The 15,712-nt window shown below is 69.0% G+C and carries 19 protein-coding genes and 1 tRNA gene; 13 read left to right on the forward strand and 7 right to left on the reverse strand.

Translation table 11 applies throughout. From position 1 onward, the window contains the following. Positions 1-236: 236 nt before the first annotated feature. Positions 237-923: a hypothetical protein gene (locus WCD41_RS24805; RefSeq protein ID WP_337717546.1), complete on the reverse strand. Its 687-nt coding sequence runs from the start codon at positions 921-923 to the stop codon at positions 237-239. Positions 924-1,016: 93 nt separating this feature from the next. Continuing rightward, entirely contained in the window at positions 1,017-1,736 is a 720-nt protein-coding gene (locus tag WCD41_RS24810) for a GAF and ANTAR domain-containing protein (protein ID WP_337717548.1), read from the reverse strand. Positions 1,737-2,725: 989 nt separating this feature from the next. Between WCD41_RS24810 and WCD41_RS24815 the strand changes: the two genes are divergently transcribed. Then, positions 2,726-3,907: a rep family protein gene (locus WCD41_RS24815; RefSeq protein WP_337717550.1), complete on the forward strand. Its 1,182-nt coding sequence runs from the start codon at positions 2,726-2,728 to the stop codon at positions 3,905-3,907. Between the two features lie 10 nt (positions 3,908-3,917). Then, positions 3,918-4,472 carry an HD domain-containing protein gene (locus WCD41_RS24820; RefSeq protein ID WP_337717552.1) on the forward strand — a complete coding sequence of 185 codons (555 nt, stop codon included), beginning with the start codon at positions 3,918-3,920 and terminating at the stop codon, positions 4,470-4,472. Here WCD41_RS24820 and WCD41_RS24825 read toward each other — a convergent pair. From WCD41_RS24825 to WCD41_RS24840, 4 genes are all read right to left on the reverse strand, one after another. Continuing rightward, positions 4,469-4,942: an NUDIX hydrolase gene (locus WCD41_RS24825; RefSeq protein ID WP_337717554.1), complete on the reverse strand. Its 474-nt coding sequence runs from the start codon at positions 4,940-4,942 to the stop codon at positions 4,469-4,471. The genes WCD41_RS24820 and WCD41_RS24825 overlap by 4 nt on opposite strands. 102 nt (positions 4,943-5,044) lie before the next feature. Then, the gene (locus tag WCD41_RS24830) at positions 5,045-5,701 is read right to left on the reverse strand and encodes a hypothetical protein (RefSeq protein ID WP_337717555.1); all 657 of its coding nucleotides are present in this window, start codon (positions 5,699-5,701) and stop codon (positions 5,045-5,047) included. Between the two features lie 521 nt (positions 5,702-6,222). After that, on the reverse strand, positions 6,223-7,167 hold the full coding sequence (locus WCD41_RS24835) for an NACHT domain-containing protein (RefSeq protein WP_337717557.1): 945 nt from the start codon (positions 7,165-7,167) through the stop codon (positions 6,223-6,225). Positions 7,168-7,260: 93 nt separating this feature from the next. Beyond that, complete coding sequence (locus WCD41_RS24840; protein ID WP_337717559.1) at positions 7,261-8,007, reverse strand: XRE family transcriptional regulator; 747 nt, start codon at positions 8,005-8,007, stop codon at positions 7,261-7,263. A 161-nt stretch (positions 8,008-8,168) separates the two neighbouring features. Between WCD41_RS24840 and WCD41_RS24845 the strand changes: the two genes are divergently transcribed. Genes WCD41_RS24845 through WCD41_RS24875 form a run of 7 tightly spaced genes read left to right on the forward strand, consistent with a single transcriptional unit; the run spans position 8,169 to position 12,121 of the window. Beyond that, a complete protein-coding gene (locus WCD41_RS24845; RefSeq protein WP_337717562.1) occupies positions 8,169-8,579 on the forward strand; it encodes a hypothetical protein in 411 nt (136 codons plus the stop codon). A gap of 3 nt (positions 8,580-8,582) precedes the next feature. Next, on the forward strand, positions 8,583-8,939 hold the full coding sequence (locus WCD41_RS24850; protein ID WP_337717564.1) for a WhiB family transcriptional regulator: 357 nt from the start codon (positions 8,583-8,585) through the stop codon (positions 8,937-8,939). Continuing rightward, positions 8,939-10,198 carry a hypothetical protein gene (locus WCD41_RS24855; protein ID WP_337717566.1) on the forward strand — a complete coding sequence of 420 codons (1,260 nt, stop codon included), beginning with the start codon at positions 8,939-8,941 and terminating at the stop codon, positions 10,196-10,198. Before WCD41_RS24850 ends, WCD41_RS24855 begins: the two co-directional genes overlap by 1 nt. Continuing rightward, on the forward strand, positions 10,195-10,419 hold the full coding sequence (locus WCD41_RS24860) for a hypothetical protein (RefSeq protein ID WP_337717568.1): 225 nt from the start codon (positions 10,195-10,197) through the stop codon (positions 10,417-10,419). Before WCD41_RS24855 ends, WCD41_RS24860 begins: the two co-directional genes overlap by 4 nt. After that, complete coding sequence (locus tag WCD41_RS24865) at positions 10,416-10,760, forward strand: hypothetical protein (RefSeq protein ID WP_337717570.1); 345 nt, start codon at positions 10,416-10,418, stop codon at positions 10,758-10,760. The genes WCD41_RS24860 and WCD41_RS24865 overlap by 4 nt, the downstream gene beginning before the upstream one ends. Positions 10,761-10,763: 3 nt before the next feature. Then, positions 10,764-10,955, forward strand: coding sequence for a helix-turn-helix transcriptional regulator (locus tag WCD41_RS24870; RefSeq protein WP_337717572.1), 192 nt, complete (start codon positions 10,764-10,766; stop codon positions 10,953-10,955). A 2-nt stretch (positions 10,956-10,957) separates the two neighbouring features. Continuing rightward, complete coding sequence (locus WCD41_RS24875; RefSeq protein ID WP_337717573.1) at positions 10,958-12,121, forward strand: site-specific integrase; 1,164 nt, start codon at positions 10,958-10,960, stop codon at positions 12,119-12,121. 59 nt (positions 12,122-12,180) lie between these two features. Here WCD41_RS24875 and WCD41_RS24880 read toward each other — a convergent pair. Continuing rightward, positions 12,181-12,258, reverse strand: a tRNA-Ile gene (locus WCD41_RS24880). Between the two features lie 424 nt (positions 12,259-12,682). Here WCD41_RS24880 and WCD41_RS24885 point away from each other — a divergent pair. From WCD41_RS24885 to WCD41_RS24900, 4 genes are all read left to right on the forward strand, one after another. Further along, on the forward strand, positions 12,683-12,874 hold the full coding sequence (locus tag WCD41_RS24885; RefSeq protein ID WP_133828170.1) for a hypothetical protein: 192 nt from the start codon (positions 12,683-12,685) through the stop codon (positions 12,872-12,874). A 156-nt stretch (positions 12,875-13,030) separates the two neighbouring features. Then, the gene (locus tag WCD41_RS24890; RefSeq protein ID WP_337717574.1) at positions 13,031-13,180 is read left to right on the forward strand and encodes a hypothetical protein; all 150 of its coding nucleotides are present in this window, start codon (positions 13,031-13,033) and stop codon (positions 13,178-13,180) included. Further along, positions 13,149-13,850 (forward strand): hypothetical protein, encoded by a 702-nt coding sequence (locus tag WCD41_RS24895; protein WP_337717576.1) that lies wholly within the window; start codon positions 13,149-13,151, stop codon positions 13,848-13,850. The genes WCD41_RS24890 and WCD41_RS24895 overlap by 32 nt, the downstream gene beginning before the upstream one ends. A gap of 50 nt (positions 13,851-13,900) precedes the next feature. After that, positions 13,901-15,532, forward strand: coding sequence for an alkaline phosphatase D family protein (locus WCD41_RS24900; RefSeq protein WP_337717579.1), 1,632 nt, complete (start codon positions 13,901-13,903; stop codon positions 15,530-15,532). Positions 15,533-15,712 lie beyond the last annotated feature (180 nt).

Here is a 15,712-nt window from a genome sequence, read left to right on the forward strand (position 1 = left end):
CTCGTGAGCCGCGTGAACGCGTGGACGGCGCTGCCGGTCGTAACCTCGTGCGAGGGCCGCTCGCCGGTCGTTCTGTGCCGGTAAAGTGCCTAAACGATCATCTTCCTTGGGCGGGTTCAGGATCAGCCGCAAGCGACCGCCAACAGGCCGAGGCCGCGTCCCTGTCGACGGAGTCTCGCTGTCTCTGCGTTGGCCGGCGTGACCTGGTTCCAGACGAGTGCCCTTCACCTTGCTGGCTACATGGGCGGGACGTCCGGTGGCTGTTGGCGGCCTTCGTTGCGCTGGTCGGCGTCGAGCGACCGGGAGTCTCGCCCGAGGTGTTCTTCCAGGAGCGCTTGGAGTGTCGCGCGAGACAGGCCCAGGCGGCGCGCGGTGGTTGTGAGGATGTGCTCGAGATCGGCGCGGGTGTCGTCGTGGCCGTAGAGCAGGTGGGCCGCGCGGATGGCGAACATGTCGGCGAGCACGCTGGTGTCGGCGCCGAACGCGTTCGGGTTGCGGGCGTAGAGGTCGAGTGCGGTGCGGTGCCCGCGCTCGCTGCGCAGGGTGGTGGAGTGCAGCGACCGGAACGGCGGCACGGCCTCGACGATCGCGCCCTCGATCACGGCGTCCAGCACCAGCTCGTCGACGATCAGCACCGACCGGTAGGGCTGGGACGCGAGGGCCTGGTCGAGCAGCGGGCCCTGCGCGAACACTTCCTGCCAGCGGTCGATCTCGCTGATGGCGGGGTCGGTGAGATGGGTCGAGCGGACCGAATTGTGCTGGGCGTGGGAGATGGCGGCGGCGTCGGCGGCGGGGATGGTGTCGACGCAGACGCTGAGCAGGGCGTCGAGCGGGTCGTACCCGGCGTGGTCGGGATGGTTGTGGTGGGCCTGCATGAGTCGCAGGGACTCACGCAGGCCGAATGGCTCGCCCGGGTCGGTCATGGCACAGCTCCTCGAACAACATCAATTGCAATATCGCGTGCGGGCTCGGCGCGCAGGGGCGCACGCGGGCCGGCGGGGGTGGCTCGCTCACGCCTAGAGCCCGTGGTGGTGGCCGCGCGGTGGTTGGCGCTGGTCGGCTTCGCCGACCAGCCAGCTCGCGACCTCGACGAGCTTGATGTTGGTCTCTTGGGAGGAGGTGACCATCATCTGGAACGCCTGGTCGCCGGTGACCGTGAAGCGTTCCATCAGGATGCCCTTGGCCTGCCCGATGACGTCACGGCTGTCAACGGCATGTTGCAGGTGGCGGGCGGTATCGGCGCCGAAGAGCAGCGCTGCGGCCTGCAGCCCGAACAGCGCCGCGGTCAGCCGGGCGTCGGCGTCGAAGGCTTCGGGTTCGGCGGCATAGAGGTTCAGCGCGGCCCGCAGATTCGGCTCGCGGGTCAGCTGCACCGACACCATCGAGCGGTAGCCCTGCTCGACGGCTTGCGGGGCGAACCGAGGCCAGCGCGCCGCGTCGTCCCCGGCGAGGTCGTCGACGATCACCAGACCATCGGAGGGGAGCTGGTCGATGGCGCTGATACAGGGGCCTTCGCGCAGCTCGCTCTGGAGCTGGTCGAGCTTGCTGATCACTCCCGAGGTCGGGTTCTGCGAGCCCAGCAGCCCGTCGGTGGTGGTGGAGATGCCGCCGGCGTCGGCGCCGGGCACGGTCTCCACCGCGGTGAGCACGATTCTGCTCAGCAGCAGGTCAAGGTCGCGGAAGTTGCGGCGGTCGATCAGATCGTGGGCTGCGGATCGCAGGGCGTCCAGCAGCAACTGATCCCTCTGGGGCTCCAAGGGAAGGCCACCTGTTCGAAGCTTGGTGCACACGACGCGCCAGACCCCCACTCGGGGTGGGCTGGGCAGAGCCGAGAGCGACATGCGCTGCGCTCTACCGGTCGGCGAGAAACTCTCCCCGGGGATGCACATGAGGATCGAACCTGTAGAGCGCTCACCCACCAAGGCGAGCACTTCGCGCCACGGTCAACGGCAGGAGTGGTCAACCGTTGTCCGCGGAGAGTACCCGTTGGCCCGCAACCGAATCAGCGCAGGCGTCGCTCGGCGACATGGGCCGAGTTCGGGGTCTCTCCCTCGGCGGCGCGGGCCCTGCCCTGCCGGGCTCGGGGTGGCCCCGCAACCCCTCCAGCGGCAAAGAGCGGCACCTCTGGTCATGCCGGGAACGGGGTTGCGGGGCCGCCCCGAGTCTGGCACCCGTCGGGCGCGTCGTCGTGGGTGAGACCCCGTCCTGACCACCACCCCACCCGCCCCGCCGGTGGTCTTCGTCTGGTGGAGCTCGTGGGGGGCTCTCTCTTGGTTGGTGCCCGGGTCCAGGGCGGAGCGCCTGGCCGCCGGAGGCCGACACCCCTACCGCTGCTGGTCACCGTCGCCCTGGTCGTGGCCGCCGCTTCGCACCGTCTGCGGCCCGGTAGCCGGGGAGCGCCCGACGCACGGGTCGAAGACAGGAGTGCGGAAGGGCGCGGACCGGCGCAGCCGGGCCGCGCCGGCGCGCCAGCGCCGGCCCCGCACCTGGCGGGTGGTGTCCGGTGAGCGGGCGGGTTCTCGGTAAAGGGGCAATAGGTCTTCGCCGGGACCGACGGCGCCGGGAAGGCATCGGTCCACGCCCCTCCGAGAAGATCGCAGCGGCTCGCGCCGGTCGGGATCAGCGGTGGACGCGTCGGCGTCAGCTCCGCCGGATCACCAAGCTGCGGCGCTGCCACAACTGCGGCCACTCCACGACCACGGCGGAGTCGGGTCCGACGCTCGGGGTGATCACCAATCCGGACGGCTCCCGCTCCGCGGCCTACGGCGGGCTCACGACCTGCGGGTCGGTGTGGGTGTGCCCTGTGTGCGCCGGGAAGATCGCCACCCGCCGCGCCGACGATCTCGCCACGGTGATGCGTGCGGTGGACGACGCCGCTGGGTCGGCGTTCATGCTCACCCTGACCATGCGCCACGACCGCGGCGACCGTCTCGGGCTCTCCCGCGAGGACCGTTCCCGACGCGCCGAGCTCGAGGACCGCGCCGCGATGCGTGACGTCGCCGAGGCCAACGGCTGGGACGTCGACGAACGCGCCGCCGAAGCCGAAGAGATCGAACTCGCCGACATCCGCACCCGCGAGGGCGTGTGGGACGTGCTCGGCTACGCCTGGTCCGCGGTCACCTCCGGGTCGGTGTGGACCAAGGACGCTGAGAGCTTCGGCGGGCTGCTCGGCTGGGCCCGCGCCGTCGAGGCCACCTGGTCGGAGCACAACGGCTGGCACCTGCACATCCACGTCCTGCTCTGCTTCGCCGAGCAGGTCTCCGCCGACCTCGTCGCCGCCTCGATCGGCGCACGGATGTTCGGCCGGTGGCGCCGCGCCCTGGAACGCAAGGGCTACTCCGCCTCCGAAGAGCACGGCTGGGACCTGCGCCGCGCCCAGCTGGGCGACGGCGACCTCGCCGACTACTTCGTGAAGATGGCCCACGAGGTCACCAGCGGGCACCGCAAGGAGAGCAAGCGGGCCCGCGGGGGCTGGACCCCGATGCAGCTGCTCGGCGAGGCCGTCGACACCTACGAGGTCAACGCGCTCGCGCGCTGGTGGGAATGGGAACGATCCTCCGAGGGCCGGCGCCAGCTCACGTGGTCCACCGGCCGCCGCGACCTGCGCGCCTTCGCCGGGCTCGGCAAGGAAGCCACGGACGAGGAGATCGCCGAAGAGGACCAGGAGGCCGACGTCCGCCTCGGGCTGACCGCCGACGGCTGGGACTGGCTACGCCGCACCCAGCGCGAACCCGAGCTTCTGACCGTCGCCGAGCGCTACGGGCTCGACGGCGCCCGACACTGGCTCCATCGCCACGGCCTCACCTGGACCGAAGCGACACCGTCACCAGGACCACCACCCGAGATCATCCAGCCCTACGGCTGGCGCACTGATGCCCGCGCTGTCCTCCCTCGCGCCCGCTCCTAGAGTCGTCGGCATGCAGGAGCGTCCCGGCCCGACCGTCGCCGCGGACCTCGCGCGCCGTTTGCTCGCGCCTCTCGGCGCGCGCTGGGAGCACACCCAGCAGGTCGCCCGACGTGCCGCCGAGCTGGCCCCATCAGTGCCGGAAGACGAGCGAGACCTCCTCGTCGTCGCTGCCTGGTGGCACGACCTCGGATACGCCCCGGAGCTGGTCCAGACCGGCTTCCACCCGATCGACGGCGCGCGTTACCTCGCCAGTCAGGGCCACTCCCCCCGGCTCTGCGCTCTCGTCGCCCACCACTCGGCTGCCACGTATGAGGCCGAGGAGCGCGGGCTCACCGAGGAGCTGGCCGACTGGCCCCGCGAAGAAGGGGCCGTCGCGGACGCGCTCTGGGCCGCGGATATGACCACAGGCCCTCGCGGGCAACGCTTCGACTACACCGAGCGCCTGGCCGAAATCCTTGCCCGCTACGAAGCCGACTCCATCGTCGGCCGTGCCATGAGCCGTGCCCAACCCGACATCGCAGCCGCCATCGAGCGCACCGACCAGCGCCTCGCAGCCGTCGCTTAGACGATCTCCGGGCTCGTCGCCCCGCTCAGTGCCGCCTCGATCCGGCGGCGCATCGTCGGATGGATCGACAGCTCGGGCACCTCGTTGGGTTCGACCCACCGGGCGGCCTTGGTCTCCGTGCCGTCCTCCCGCGGCTCGCCCGAGACGTACCGAGCGTGGAAGCACACTGAAAACTCCTGCCGGACCTCGCCGTCGTCGTAGACCATCACGTGCCCCGGGTCGGTGTAGATGCCGACGAGCCCGGTCACCTCCACGTGCACTCCGGTCTCTTCCTCTACCTCCCGGACTGCCGCATCTCGGATCGACTCCCCGAGGTCCATGGCACCGCCCGGGAGGGCCCAGTAGTCGTTGTCGATCTTGTGGATGAGTAGGAGGCGCCCGCCCCCATCACGGACTGCCGCAGTAACCGAGGGCACGACGCTGTTTGCCGCAGGCGCCGTTGGGTCGTCGTAGTAGTCAGTACGCGCCATCTTCACATCATGCCTCGGTTGCCGTCTTGTGGTTCCCGGAGGTCAGCTAGATTGCGGTCGAGCTGCACGGTGGGAAGAGTTCAACCCTCAGTATCGAGAGAATCACGCAGTGATTTGAAGGTCTTCCTCCTTGATAGCTCGCCCTCGGGTCGCGATTGAGTCTGCCTCTGCACGTGACGCAAGATAGTCTTGGACTTCGCGGTGTTTAAATTCGAAAGCCCCGCCACTCACCCGGAGGAAGCCGGCTCTGGCGCAGTCGTTAAGGAAGAGCGTGAAGCGTAAGGGTAAGCCGAATTTCTTTGCGCCGAGGTGTACCGCTGCAAGATACCTTACGTACATCGAAGTCATAGGAACGGCGAGCAAAATCATCGTCCCGAAGACGGATGCGATATAGAGTCCATATATTGGATAGTAGTAGAGCGCGAAGTAAGAGCCCACCACGATTCCGAGCGCCAGCGACACCCTGGTGTCGTCACGCAAGTAGGTGTTGGGCCCTAGAGAAGCTGCAGTGTTGGCCGGAGCAGCTGCAAATCGGAGCACAACGAAGACAATGGCAGAGAGGCCGAAGGTGGCACCGAAGAAGAGTCCGTTGAGCAAAGCGGAAGGGACGCCAACAATTGCGCCGCCGATGACAGCAAGCGCCGTAACTCCTATCGCGGGGAGTGGGCGGCGGAACATCTCAAATCTGAAAGTGTAGGTTCGCTTTCGGCGAGCTGCATACATCGTACAGATCAACATTATTGTGGCGTAATTGGTCATGACTGCGAAATATGTGAAAGTCGTGAAACCTGGCTCTGGTCTAGCAAAGGGAAGGTTGCCAATGACGGCGAAAGGCACATGCATGACCGCCCACGCGGCTAGAGCATGCCGAGCCCGTACAGATCGTTCGTTGAAGAACAGCCACCACTGATCTGTAGCTATCTGTCCCGATGCTCGGCTTTCGCTCTTGTTGCTCGACATGATCAGCGCCAACGCAGACAGACAAGCGACCGCGCGAGAGGTTTGCATGCGTAAAGCTGGGCCTAGAACGATTCTTGAGGCTACCAGGCTCTTCATGAGGACATCGCGAACTCGTAAGTCGTACTCCTCCCAGCGGAGATTTTTCTCCGTTGACTTTGGCAATAGCGATAGCGGGTCGCCGCCTTCGTGAAGAAAATATGAAGTTGCATTTAGCCGCCACGGCGTACTCAGTGACCGAGCGATCTTGCTATTCGACGTCCTGACTTCCGATAGGACTGGGCGCCAGAGGTCTTTTTGATCGGTGGTGCGAAATTGTTCCTCTATGTACTCGACGATCCAGCGGGAGTGATCGATTCAATACTAACCACGTCGGCATTGCGAATTTGACGCGATGTCAAATCGAGCTTCCCTGCGATAGGACGAGATGCTATTACAACATGACTTCCTGGCGTTAGCGCGATGTACGTGTTGATTCGATCGATGGCTGCCTGCGCACGAGGGTTCGACAAGTCTTTTTGATCGTCCATCTCGTCCAGGCCGTCGATCACAGGGAAGACCCGCCGAGATTCGACTACGCGCTGGGCAAACTTGTTCGCCAGCCGGAAGCGTTGGGCCACCTGCTCTGCGAACCATTCGTCTAGATCATTCGTCGCTAAGCTCCACGATTCCGCACTCACGAAGATCGGGACCGGTGTCTTCACGCTGCCGATGACCCCGCCACTCGCACGGAGACGTTCAAGTAGTCGAGTCGAGAGGGTGAGCGCCAAGATAGTCTTGCCACTGCCTGCCGCGCCTAAGATCACGAGTCGTCGAGAAGTTTGACTAGTGAAATACGACTCGATGTCAGAGAAGCTATTTTCTTTGCGTCTAGCGCGCTTCTCCTTCTTCGATCGTTTTTCTCTACTCATAAACCGGAAGTTGGCCGAGCGAATTTCTGGTATGTCTGTCCGGAGTAGCTGCGCTAGAAGTTCTTGGTCTTGTCGCGCTGCTACGTGAGCTATGGAGTCGACGCCTCGTTCCAGCTGCTCTTCAGTTGGCGCTCGGAGTGAGGCGATCCTGTCCGCAACTAGAATGATGATGCCGACGGCACCCGCCGTAAAAGCAAGAATATTCGCCCAGCCGACATAGCCATTGAACGCTTCAGTTAGTTCTCTGTCGCGCCATGCGAGGTACGGAAGGATGAGAGCGGGAGTCAAGAGGGCTGCGGCTACCAGAACCCAGGCTACGATCCTCGCCATCCGAAATCTGTCCACCAGAAGAATCATCCCCCCGAGGAAATTGAATCCTCGTCTCGGCCCTCTTGAAGATCGTATCTCATGCAAGTATTGGGGCGATTGCAGGCCGGTAGGTCCGCGTGTCTACCGCGAGTGGCCGGTCGCCGCAAGGTTCCATACTTCCTCGAAAGATCGCATATAGTGGTCCCACGTTCGCCCGCCAGGCACCCGCCGAAGATGCAGAACCGGCGACTGGCCGGCTGGTGCGCCCCACGCATGGCCGTTGACGAGTAGGTCTTGGTCGAAGCGGAACAGCGAGTTGTAGAGAGTGGTGTCGTGGGTGCGGACCTCGACGCCGCGGACATCTTCGATGTCCCGCAGGTAGCGGCGATGAAGCTGGATGCGGCCCTGTAAACCGCCGGTGGTGCCTTCCTCCTCGGCTCGGAGCGCGACGGCCGGCGAGGTCTCGTCTCCGAGCAGAATGCGCACTCGGACGCCGGCAGCGGCCTTCTCGCGGATGACGGCGGTGAAGTCGTACTGCTCGAAGAGAAACGAACCGGCGTAGACGAGGATGTCGATGGCTTCGCGGGCGCTGGTGATGAGCTGGGTCCAAGTGTCGTGCGGGATCGAGGCTCGGGTCGGGTGCATCTCCAGCAGCTCGGCGACGCTCGCGGATTGGGTGGCCGGCGAGTCCAGGACCTCGGGCCAGATGTATGCCTCGTCCACGCCCAGTGCGCCTGCGACCGCGACCCGGTGCGTGCGGTGCGGTAGCCGGCCCTTGGTGATCCATCGTTCGACGGTCTTGGCGTCCACGCCCACGTGCTCGGCCAGGTCGGCCGTACGCATGCCCGCAGACACGATCGAGCCGCGGAGGCGCTGGTTCGTCGACATGGGGACCCCAAGGGACGTTCGATTACTCTTAGGGACACTTTATCTCGCTGAGGACGTCCCGTCACGTCCCTTCTTGGTGGTGCTGGTGTCCCCCGCGTTCGCCGTCTCCTGGTGATGCACAGCACGAGCGGCCACGCCGCCCATCACCAGGAGCCAACGACATGCCTTACGACATCTCCGCCCCGATCGACACCAGCCGGCTCAACGCCATTGCCACCGGCCACGGCGCGACCATGGAGCGCTGGGAGGACACCCCGACCGGCCGCCGGTCCTCGGGCCAGCCGCTGATCGACGAGGCCACCGGCGCCCCGGTCCGTATCTACGACGTGATGCTGCCGACCGGCCGCGACGGGCGCCACGAACTGCACGGCATCCGCGTCGTGTCCCACGAGGCACCCGAGCTCGCGCCCTACTCCCCCGTCGAGCTGGTCGGGCTCTGGGTCCGCGTCAAGCCCGCCCGCAACGGCGGTAAGGGCGTCGAGGTCAGCTTCTCCGCCGAAGCCATCCGCCCGGCCGCCGACGCTGCACCCGCCACCCGTCGCCGCTCCGCCGACACCTCCGAGGCGGCGTAGGTCGTGGGCTGGCAGACGCACGCGGCGTGCCGCGACACCGACCCCGAGCTGTTCTTCCCGCCGTCCGAGGACGACACCAGCACGATCGTCGCCCGGGCGCGCATCGCCATCGCCCCGATCTGCGGGCGCTGCCCAGTCGCGACCGAGTGCCTGCGCTGGGCGCTCGACACCGGCCAGGACCACGGCCTGTGGGCCGCCACCACACCCACGGACCGGCGCGCCATCCGCCGCGCCCGCCTGGCCGGCGTCCCCGACCCCGTGGCCGACGCCGAGCCCATGTGCTCGGGCTGCGCGCTGCTGTTCCCCATGCCCTCCGTGGATGGCGCGCTCTGCGCCGCCTGCATCGAGAGGAGCGCCTGATGCCCGCCCTCGAGCACGTCCAGCCCCTCGAGCACCGGTCGGGGCGTACTAACGTTCCCGGCGCGCACGGGTTCCTCGGCCGGCTGCGCCGGCGCCGCGCCCAGCGCGAGCACGAGGCATCGGTGATCTGCTTCGCCAATGCTCTGCGCGGGATGTTCCGGGACGCCTGCGCCGGGATCGGCCTGTGCCAGTACGTCTCGGTCGCCGCCGGGATCACCGTCAGGACGCCACGAGTCGCAGAAGTACGGCTCGGCCCGCCCACCTCGTTCACCGTCGAGCTGATGGCCGGCCAGGAACCGGCCGACTTCACCTCCAAGGACCGCGGGCCCCGGCTAGCCCACACCCTCGGTGCCCACGGGCTGCGGGTCGAACCGGTCGCCGGCCGATGGGTGCGTATCCACCTGCTCGACGCCGACCCGCTGCGCGACGGGTTCGGGCTGCCCTCCCTCGCGGTCGCCACTGGTGCCGAGTCGGTGATCCTCGGGCGTACCGAGGACGCCACCACTCTCGGCCACGCCATCGCCGACCCCGCCCACCTCGGGGTGCAGGGCCAGAACGGGTCGGGCAAGTCCGCGTTCTGCTACGGGCTGCTCGCCCAGCTCGCCGCCGCCCCCGATGTCCTCGTGACCGGCTCGGACATCACCGGTCTGCTGCTCGGCCGGGCCTGGGACGGCACCGCCCACCGAGCACATCAGGTCGTCGGTACCCAGGACATCGCCGCCCACGCGGTCCTGCTTGAAGACCTCGTGGCCGAGATGGACCGCCGGCTGGAGACCATCCCGCCCCGCCGGGACACGATCCGGCCCTCGCCGGCCACGCCGATCGTGCTCGTAGTCCTGGAGGAGTTCCCCGGCCTGCTCCGCGCCGCGGATGCGCTCCCGAAGCCCAAACGCGGTGAGGGCATCCCGGTCGGCGACCGCATCCGCACCGCCGTGCTGCGGCTGCTCTCCGAGGGTCGCAAGGCGGCGTTCCGGGTCTTGATGCTCGCCCAGCGGTTCGAGGCGACCGCCGTCGGCGGCGGCTACGCCCGCGACCAGTTCGCCCTGCGGCTCTCGTTCCGGGTGCCGGCCGACTCGCTGGAGATGCTCCACGGGGCGGACGCCCGCCCGCTTGGGCAGGAGCACGCCAACGCTGCGCCGGGCGTGGCCTACCTGTCCGGGCTCGGGCGCGACTGCGAACGCATCCGGGTGCCCTACCTCGGTGAGTACGGCGAGTACGTCGACCGCGTTCAGCGCTTCGGACGGCGGGCCGAGTCGTGAACCTGATCGCGATCGTCATCATCGCCGGCCTAGTCACGGCTCTGCTCGTCAAGAGCCACCGCGCCGCGCCCGCGCTCGTGTCCGGAGTCATCACCCTCGTCCTGCTCTTCGCCGCCTTCCCGACGCTTGGGCCCGCCGTGTCGAGCAGCGCCGGCGAGTTCGCCCGTCAGCTCGGCGCCGCCACCGACCGCGCCGCCGACGTCCCGGAGAACACCCGATGACCACCATCGCCCAGCACCTCGATGCCGCCGCGGAGAACATCCGCCAGGCCAACCACGCCAGCCGCGAGCCGGTCACCAGGCCCGACGCCTACGCCGTCGTCGGCTCGCTGGCCGAGCTCGTCCACCGGCTCTCGCAACTCCTCGACTACCTCGCCCGCGGCCTGGGGTGCGCCGACCCCGCCGATCACTACGACGACCGCGGCCACGACCCGATCGGTGCCCTGCTCGCCGCCCAAGACGACCTCCGGGCCGCCGACGCGGCCGCCAGGACGCTCGCCGGCCATCTCGACCACGCCCACAACCACCTCGGCCATCTCGGCCGGCGCATCACGGAGGACTGACCGATGAACCCACGACTGGCGAAGCTCTGGACCGTCCAGGACCTCGCCGACTTCCTCGACGTCCCGGTGAAGACGATCTACTCGTGGCGATCGGCCGGCTACGGGCCCCGGGGCAAGAAGGTCGGCCGCTACGTCCGCTACGACCAGGCCGACGTCGAAGCCTGGTTCGACAGCCTGACGGACGAGGTGGCTTAGCAATGGGCCGGCCGCCGATGCCCATCGGGTCGCACGGCAAGGTGCGCCTCTACCCCTACGGGTCGGGCTTCCTGGCCTCGACGAAGTTCCGGGACCTCGACGGCGTGGTGCGCAAGGTCGACCGGACCGGGAAGTCACGGGCGGCGGCCGAGCGGAACCTCAAGAAGGCGTTGCAGGAGCGCCAGCCGCAGACCGGTTCGTCGATCACCGGCGACACGAAGGTCGCGGTCCTGGTCGACGTGTTCCTGGCGGAGACCAAGCGCCGGCGCCGAGGGACGACGTACGACACGTACGCCTTCCACGCGCGCAACAGCGTCGTCCCCGCGCTCGGCCAGCTTCGCGTCCGCGAGGCCACGGTCGCCCGCCTCGACGCCTTCTTCCGCACGTGCGAGAAACGACTGTCCGCGAACACGGTCCGCAGCGTCCGAACGGTCGTCTCCGGCGCCATGTCCCACGCCGCCCGACTCGGCGCGATCCCCACCAACCCGGTCCGCGACGTCGGCCGCATCGAGGGCACCAAGTCGGACGCCCGTGCGCTGACTCGGTCGGAGCGCGTCGACCTGCTCGCTCGGCTCGACGACGACGAGGAGGCGTTCCGGTTCGACGTCCCGGACCTCGTGCGCTTCATGCTCGCGACCGGCTGCCGCATCGGCGAAGTGATCGCCGTACAGGACGACGCGTTCGACTGGCACGCACAGACCGTCGCGGTCCGGGCCAACATCGTGCGCGTCAAGCAGGTCGGCCTGGTTCGCCACGAGGGCAAGACGTTCTCGGCCCAGCGGGTGCTGCCCCTGCCGGGCTTCCTGCTCGCGACGCTCAAGGAGCGCCGTCCCGACGACGTGACGCCAGGCTCGATGGTCTTCCCGAACACCCGCGGTCACGCCCTCGGCCGCGGGTCCTGGCGCGACCCCCACAACACCGGCCACCGACTCCGGACCGCTCTCGACCGCGCCGGGTACGGATGGGTCACCAGCCACGTCTTCCGCAAGACCGCCGCCACGATCCTCGACCAGGCCGGCCTCTCCGCGCGAGCCATCGCCGGCCACATCGGGCACGCCCGGCCGTCGATCACGCAGGACGTCTACATGGACAAGCGAGCCGCTGGACGCGAGGCCGCCGACGCCCTCGACGCCGCTCTGGGTTCGGACGACGAGGAGGAAAAGTGACGATAAAGTGCCTGCGCGATCTTGGTCGTGATCCTCGGCACGCCGCTGCCCTGCGGAGATGGTGGGGCAGGTCGGGCTCGAACCGACGACCTGACGGATTATGAGTCCGCTGCTCTGACCAGCTGAGCTACTGCCCCCCGGTGCCGTGCACACGCGGGGCGTCCACGACCGGGCGAACAATACGACACCGGACCGGACCCCTCGGACGCCTGGACGAGCAAGATCTGTGTCTGTGGAGCGAACGCTCCGCTGAGCGGGACATCCGCTCCGGGAACTCGGATCTTGCTCGTGAACGGCCGCGGCCAGTGACCACGGCGTGACCGCCCGTTACGACGCCGTGACGTCACCGAGATCCGCAGCGACGTCGCCCGACAGGCCCTCGACGTGCGCGTTCGACGGCGGGTCGCGACGAGCGGCGCCGACGCTTCGTGATGATCTCGTTACCGAGTCCCGAATTGGGCCGTTCTGAGTTGAATCGGCAGGCGAAGGGCGGCGATGGTTCCGCCGTCCGGGTCAAGCCTGGCCTAGACAGCTCCCCAGTCCTGATCGGGAAGGACCCCCATGAAGAAGAGCACGATGCGCCTCGCGTTCGCCGCCGTCGCCGTCCCCGCGGCCGTCACCGGCTTCGCCGCGCCGGCGGCCAACGCGGTCGAGCTGGCCCCGTACGCGCACCAGCTCGACAAGGACGTCGCGGCCACCGAGGCCGAGGTCGGTGCCGTCCTCGACGACCTGGGCCTCGAGGCCGCGGAGTAGGTCGCAGCACCAGGCACGACAGCGACTGCCGCGAGGGCCCGGGTCGACGCCGACCCGGGCCCTCCGTGCGTCCGAAGCATCCCCCTGCCCCCTGGACAGCGGGCGGTTCGCCGACGACGCTGGTGCCACGTCACCCCGATCATCTCGGAGGCCGCCATGCGCCTGGGACGTCGACTCTCCGCCGGCATCGCCGAGGACCCGCCCGCGCCACCGGACACCCCGGAGGTCACCCCGGAGGTCGGCGAGACCGTCGAGCACCTCACCACGGAGCACCGTGAGCCGGCCGAGCAGCTGGTCGATCGGTAGACACCGCCCGCGGCCGGACGGGCCGCTCACCGGGTACAAGATCGCCTACCCGATGATCTCCGCGGACACGCGCCGCGGGGGGTTCAACGGCGTCGCCCTGGGCCGCTCGCAGGTCTACGGCGCGGTCGCCGACGCGGTGTGCATCCAGAGCCCGCGCCACCGCTGCCCCTCCTCGTGGTGCGACTGCGGGTTCTACTGCTTCCACGCCCTCGACGACGCGCGCGACCTCGCGTGCGACCCGCAGTACCAGCACTGCGTGCTGCTCGAGATCGCCGCGTCCGGGCGGTTCGTGCGCTACGAGCTGGGCCTGCGCTACGCGCGCCAGACCGTCCGCTCGGTGCGGCTGGGGCGTTGTGGCTGTGGGCGGGCGGCGGCGGCGCTCGCCGACGGCGGGCCGGGCGTCGTGGGCTGGCGGCGGCTGCACCCGGTGTGCGGGCTGTGTGCGGGGCCGCGTCCCGTCGTCACCCCGGAGGCGTTCGGGGTGCTCTGCGGGAACGTGCCGGTGCGCGCCGAGGAGCCGGAGGACGCCGGCGCCCCCCTCGGGGTGGTCGGCGCGGAGGTCGACGAGGCGACGCTGGTGCCGCTGCTGAGCGCGGAGGTGGCCCTGCTGCAGGCGCGGCTCGACCAGGTCCAGAGCCGTCTGGAGCAGCTGACGCACCGCTCGGACTGACGAGCACCCCTCCGCGTGGGTGACCGGCGCCGTTCGGGTAGGGAGGAGACGTGACCTCCCTCGAGCTCGGTCCCGTGCTGCGCCACGTCGGGACGACGACGGCGACGATCTGGGTGGAGACGAGCGCGCGCTGCGTCGTCGAGGTGCTCGGCACCAGCGCGCCGACGTTCGAGGTGTGCGGGCAGCACTACGCGCTCGTCGTCGTCGAGGGGCTCGAGCCGGCGTCGTGCCTGCCCTACGAGGTGCGGCTCGACGGCGAGCTCGTCTGGCCGCTCGAGGGCACGGGGACGCCGCCGAGCTACCTGCGCACCCGCGCCGAGGCCGACCACACCGGGCGCCTGCGGTTCGTCTACGGGTCGTGCCGCTACCCCCCGACCGACGACCCGGAGCTCGAGGCGTCGCTCGGCATCGACGCGCTCGACGCCTTCGCGACACGCCTGATGGACGAGGTCGCGGCCGCGGACGACGCGGCGAGCGTGCTGCCCGACGCCCTGTGCCTGCTGGGCGACCAGGTCTACGCCGACGAGATCACCCCCCGCACCGAGCGGTGGATCCGCGAGAACCGCGACCCCGACGACCCGGACGGGCCGGGACTCGAGATCGCGGACTTCGGCGAGTACTCCCACCTCTACAGCGAGTCGTGGAGCGACCGGGAGCTGCGGTGGCTGCTCTCGACGGTGCCGACCGCGATGATCTTCGACGACCACGACATCCGCGACGACTGGAACACCTCCCAGGCCTGGCGCGACGAGATGGCGGGCAAGCCGTGGTGGCCCCAGCGGATCCGGGCGGGGCTCGCGTCGTACTGGGTCTACCAGCACCTGGGCAACCTCGACCCGGCCACGCGCGACGCCGACCCGCTCTACCGGAAGGTCCTCGAGGCCGACGGCGACGTCTACGACCTGCTCGCCGACTTCGCCGCCCGCGCCGACGCCGAGGTGGGACAGCCGACCGGCGTGCGCTGGAGCTACCGCTGGGACCTCGGGCGCACACGACTGCTCATGGTCGACACGCGGTGCGCCCGGGTGCTCAACGCGCAGGACCGCCTGATGATCAACGACCACTCGTTCGCCTGGATCGAGGAGAGCGCGTCCGACGGCGAGGTCGACCACCTGCTGATCGGTTCCTCGATCCCCTGGCTGATGCCGCCCGCGGTCAGCCACGTCCAGTCGCTCGACGAGTGGGCCGCGGCCCGGGGCAGCAAGCTCGCGGAGACCGTGCGCCAGGCCGTCGACCTCGAGCACTGGCCGGCGTTCCGCGCCTCGTTCGACCGGCTCGCCGACCTCATCCGGGGCGTCGCCTCGGGTCCGGCCGCCCCCGCGACGATCTCCGTGCTCTCCGGCGACGTCCACCACAGCTACGCGGCGGAGGCCCGCTGGTCGTCGCCGACGCGGTCGCGGGTCTACCAGCTGACGTGCTCGCCGGTGCGCAACGGCGTCCCCTGGTTCATGGAGTACGTGTTCGCGCTCGGGTGGTGGCGGGGCCTGACCGGCGCGCTCTCGCGGGTGTCGCGGGCCGCCGGGATCGGCGAGCTGCCGCTGGACTGGACGACGATCGGCGGGCCGTGGTTCGGCAACGCGGTGTCGACGCTGGAGACCTCCGGACGCGACGCGCGCCTGCGCGTGGAGCGCTCCGGTGCCCGCGGTGGTCTCGAGGCGGTCGCGGAGCTCCCCCTGACCTGAGCGTGGTGGCCGTGGTGAGCGTGGTGGGCGTGGTGATCGTGGTGGGCGTGTCAGCCTGGCGGCCACGCTGACACCCGACGTCAGAAAAGCCACCCGCTCGATCGGACCCGCGATCCGGGGGAACCGTCGGAGCACCGGCTGCGTCGAACCCCACAGACGGAACCTGTGGGCTCCGTCCGT

This window comes from Actinomycetospora aeridis, from assembly GCF_037400275.1.
Classification (GTDB): Bacteria; Actinomycetota; Actinomycetes; order Mycobacteriales; family Pseudonocardiaceae; genus Actinomycetospora; species Actinomycetospora aeridis.

Coding starts and splice junctions, on each gene's coding strand:
- WCD41_RS24820 (WP_337717552.1), top strand. CDS start 3,918: ATGCAGGAGCGTCCCGGCCCGACCGTCGCCGCGGACCTCGCGCGCCGT.
- WCD41_RS24840 (WP_337717559.1), bottom strand. CDS start 8,007: ATGTCGACGAACCAGCGCCTCCGCGGCTCGATCGTGTCTGCGGGCATG.
- WCD41_RS24875 (WP_337717573.1), top strand. CDS start 10,958: ATGGGCCGGCCGCCGATGCCCATCGGGTCGCACGGCAAGGTGCGCCTC.
- WCD41_RS24865 (WP_337717570.1), top strand. CDS start 10,416: ATGACCACCATCGCCCAGCACCTCGATGCCGCCGCGGAGAACATCCGC.
- WCD41_RS24805 (WP_337717546.1), bottom strand. CDS start 923: ATGACCGACCCGGGCGAGCCATTCGGCCTGCGTGAGTCCCTGCGACTC.
- WCD41_RS24890 (WP_337717574.1), top strand. CDS start 13,031: ATGCGCCTGGGACGTCGACTCTCCGCCGGCATCGCCGAGGACCCGCCC.
- WCD41_RS24870 (WP_337717572.1), top strand. CDS start 10,764: ATGAACCCACGACTGGCGAAGCTCTGGACCGTCCAGGACCTCGCCGAC.
- WCD41_RS24885 (WP_133828170.1), top strand. CDS start 12,683: ATGAAGAAGAGCACGATGCGCCTCGCGTTCGCCGCCGTCGCCGTCCCC.
- WCD41_RS24830 (WP_337717555.1), bottom strand. CDS start 5,701: ATGACCAATTACGCCACAATAATGTTGATCTGTACGATGTATGCAGCT.
- WCD41_RS24845 (WP_337717562.1), top strand. CDS start 8,169: ATGCCTTACGACATCTCCGCCCCGATCGACACCAGCCGGCTCAACGCC.
- WCD41_RS24835 (WP_337717557.1), bottom strand. CDS start 7,167: ATGATTCTTCTGGTGGACAGATTTCGGATGGCGAGGATCGTAGCCTGG.
- WCD41_RS24855 (WP_337717566.1), top strand. CDS start 8,939: ATGCCCGCCCTCGAGCACGTCCAGCCCCTCGAGCACCGGTCGGGGCGT.
- WCD41_RS24825 (WP_337717554.1), bottom strand. CDS start 4,942: ATGGCGCGTACTGACTACTACGACGACCCAACGGCGCCTGCGGCAAAC.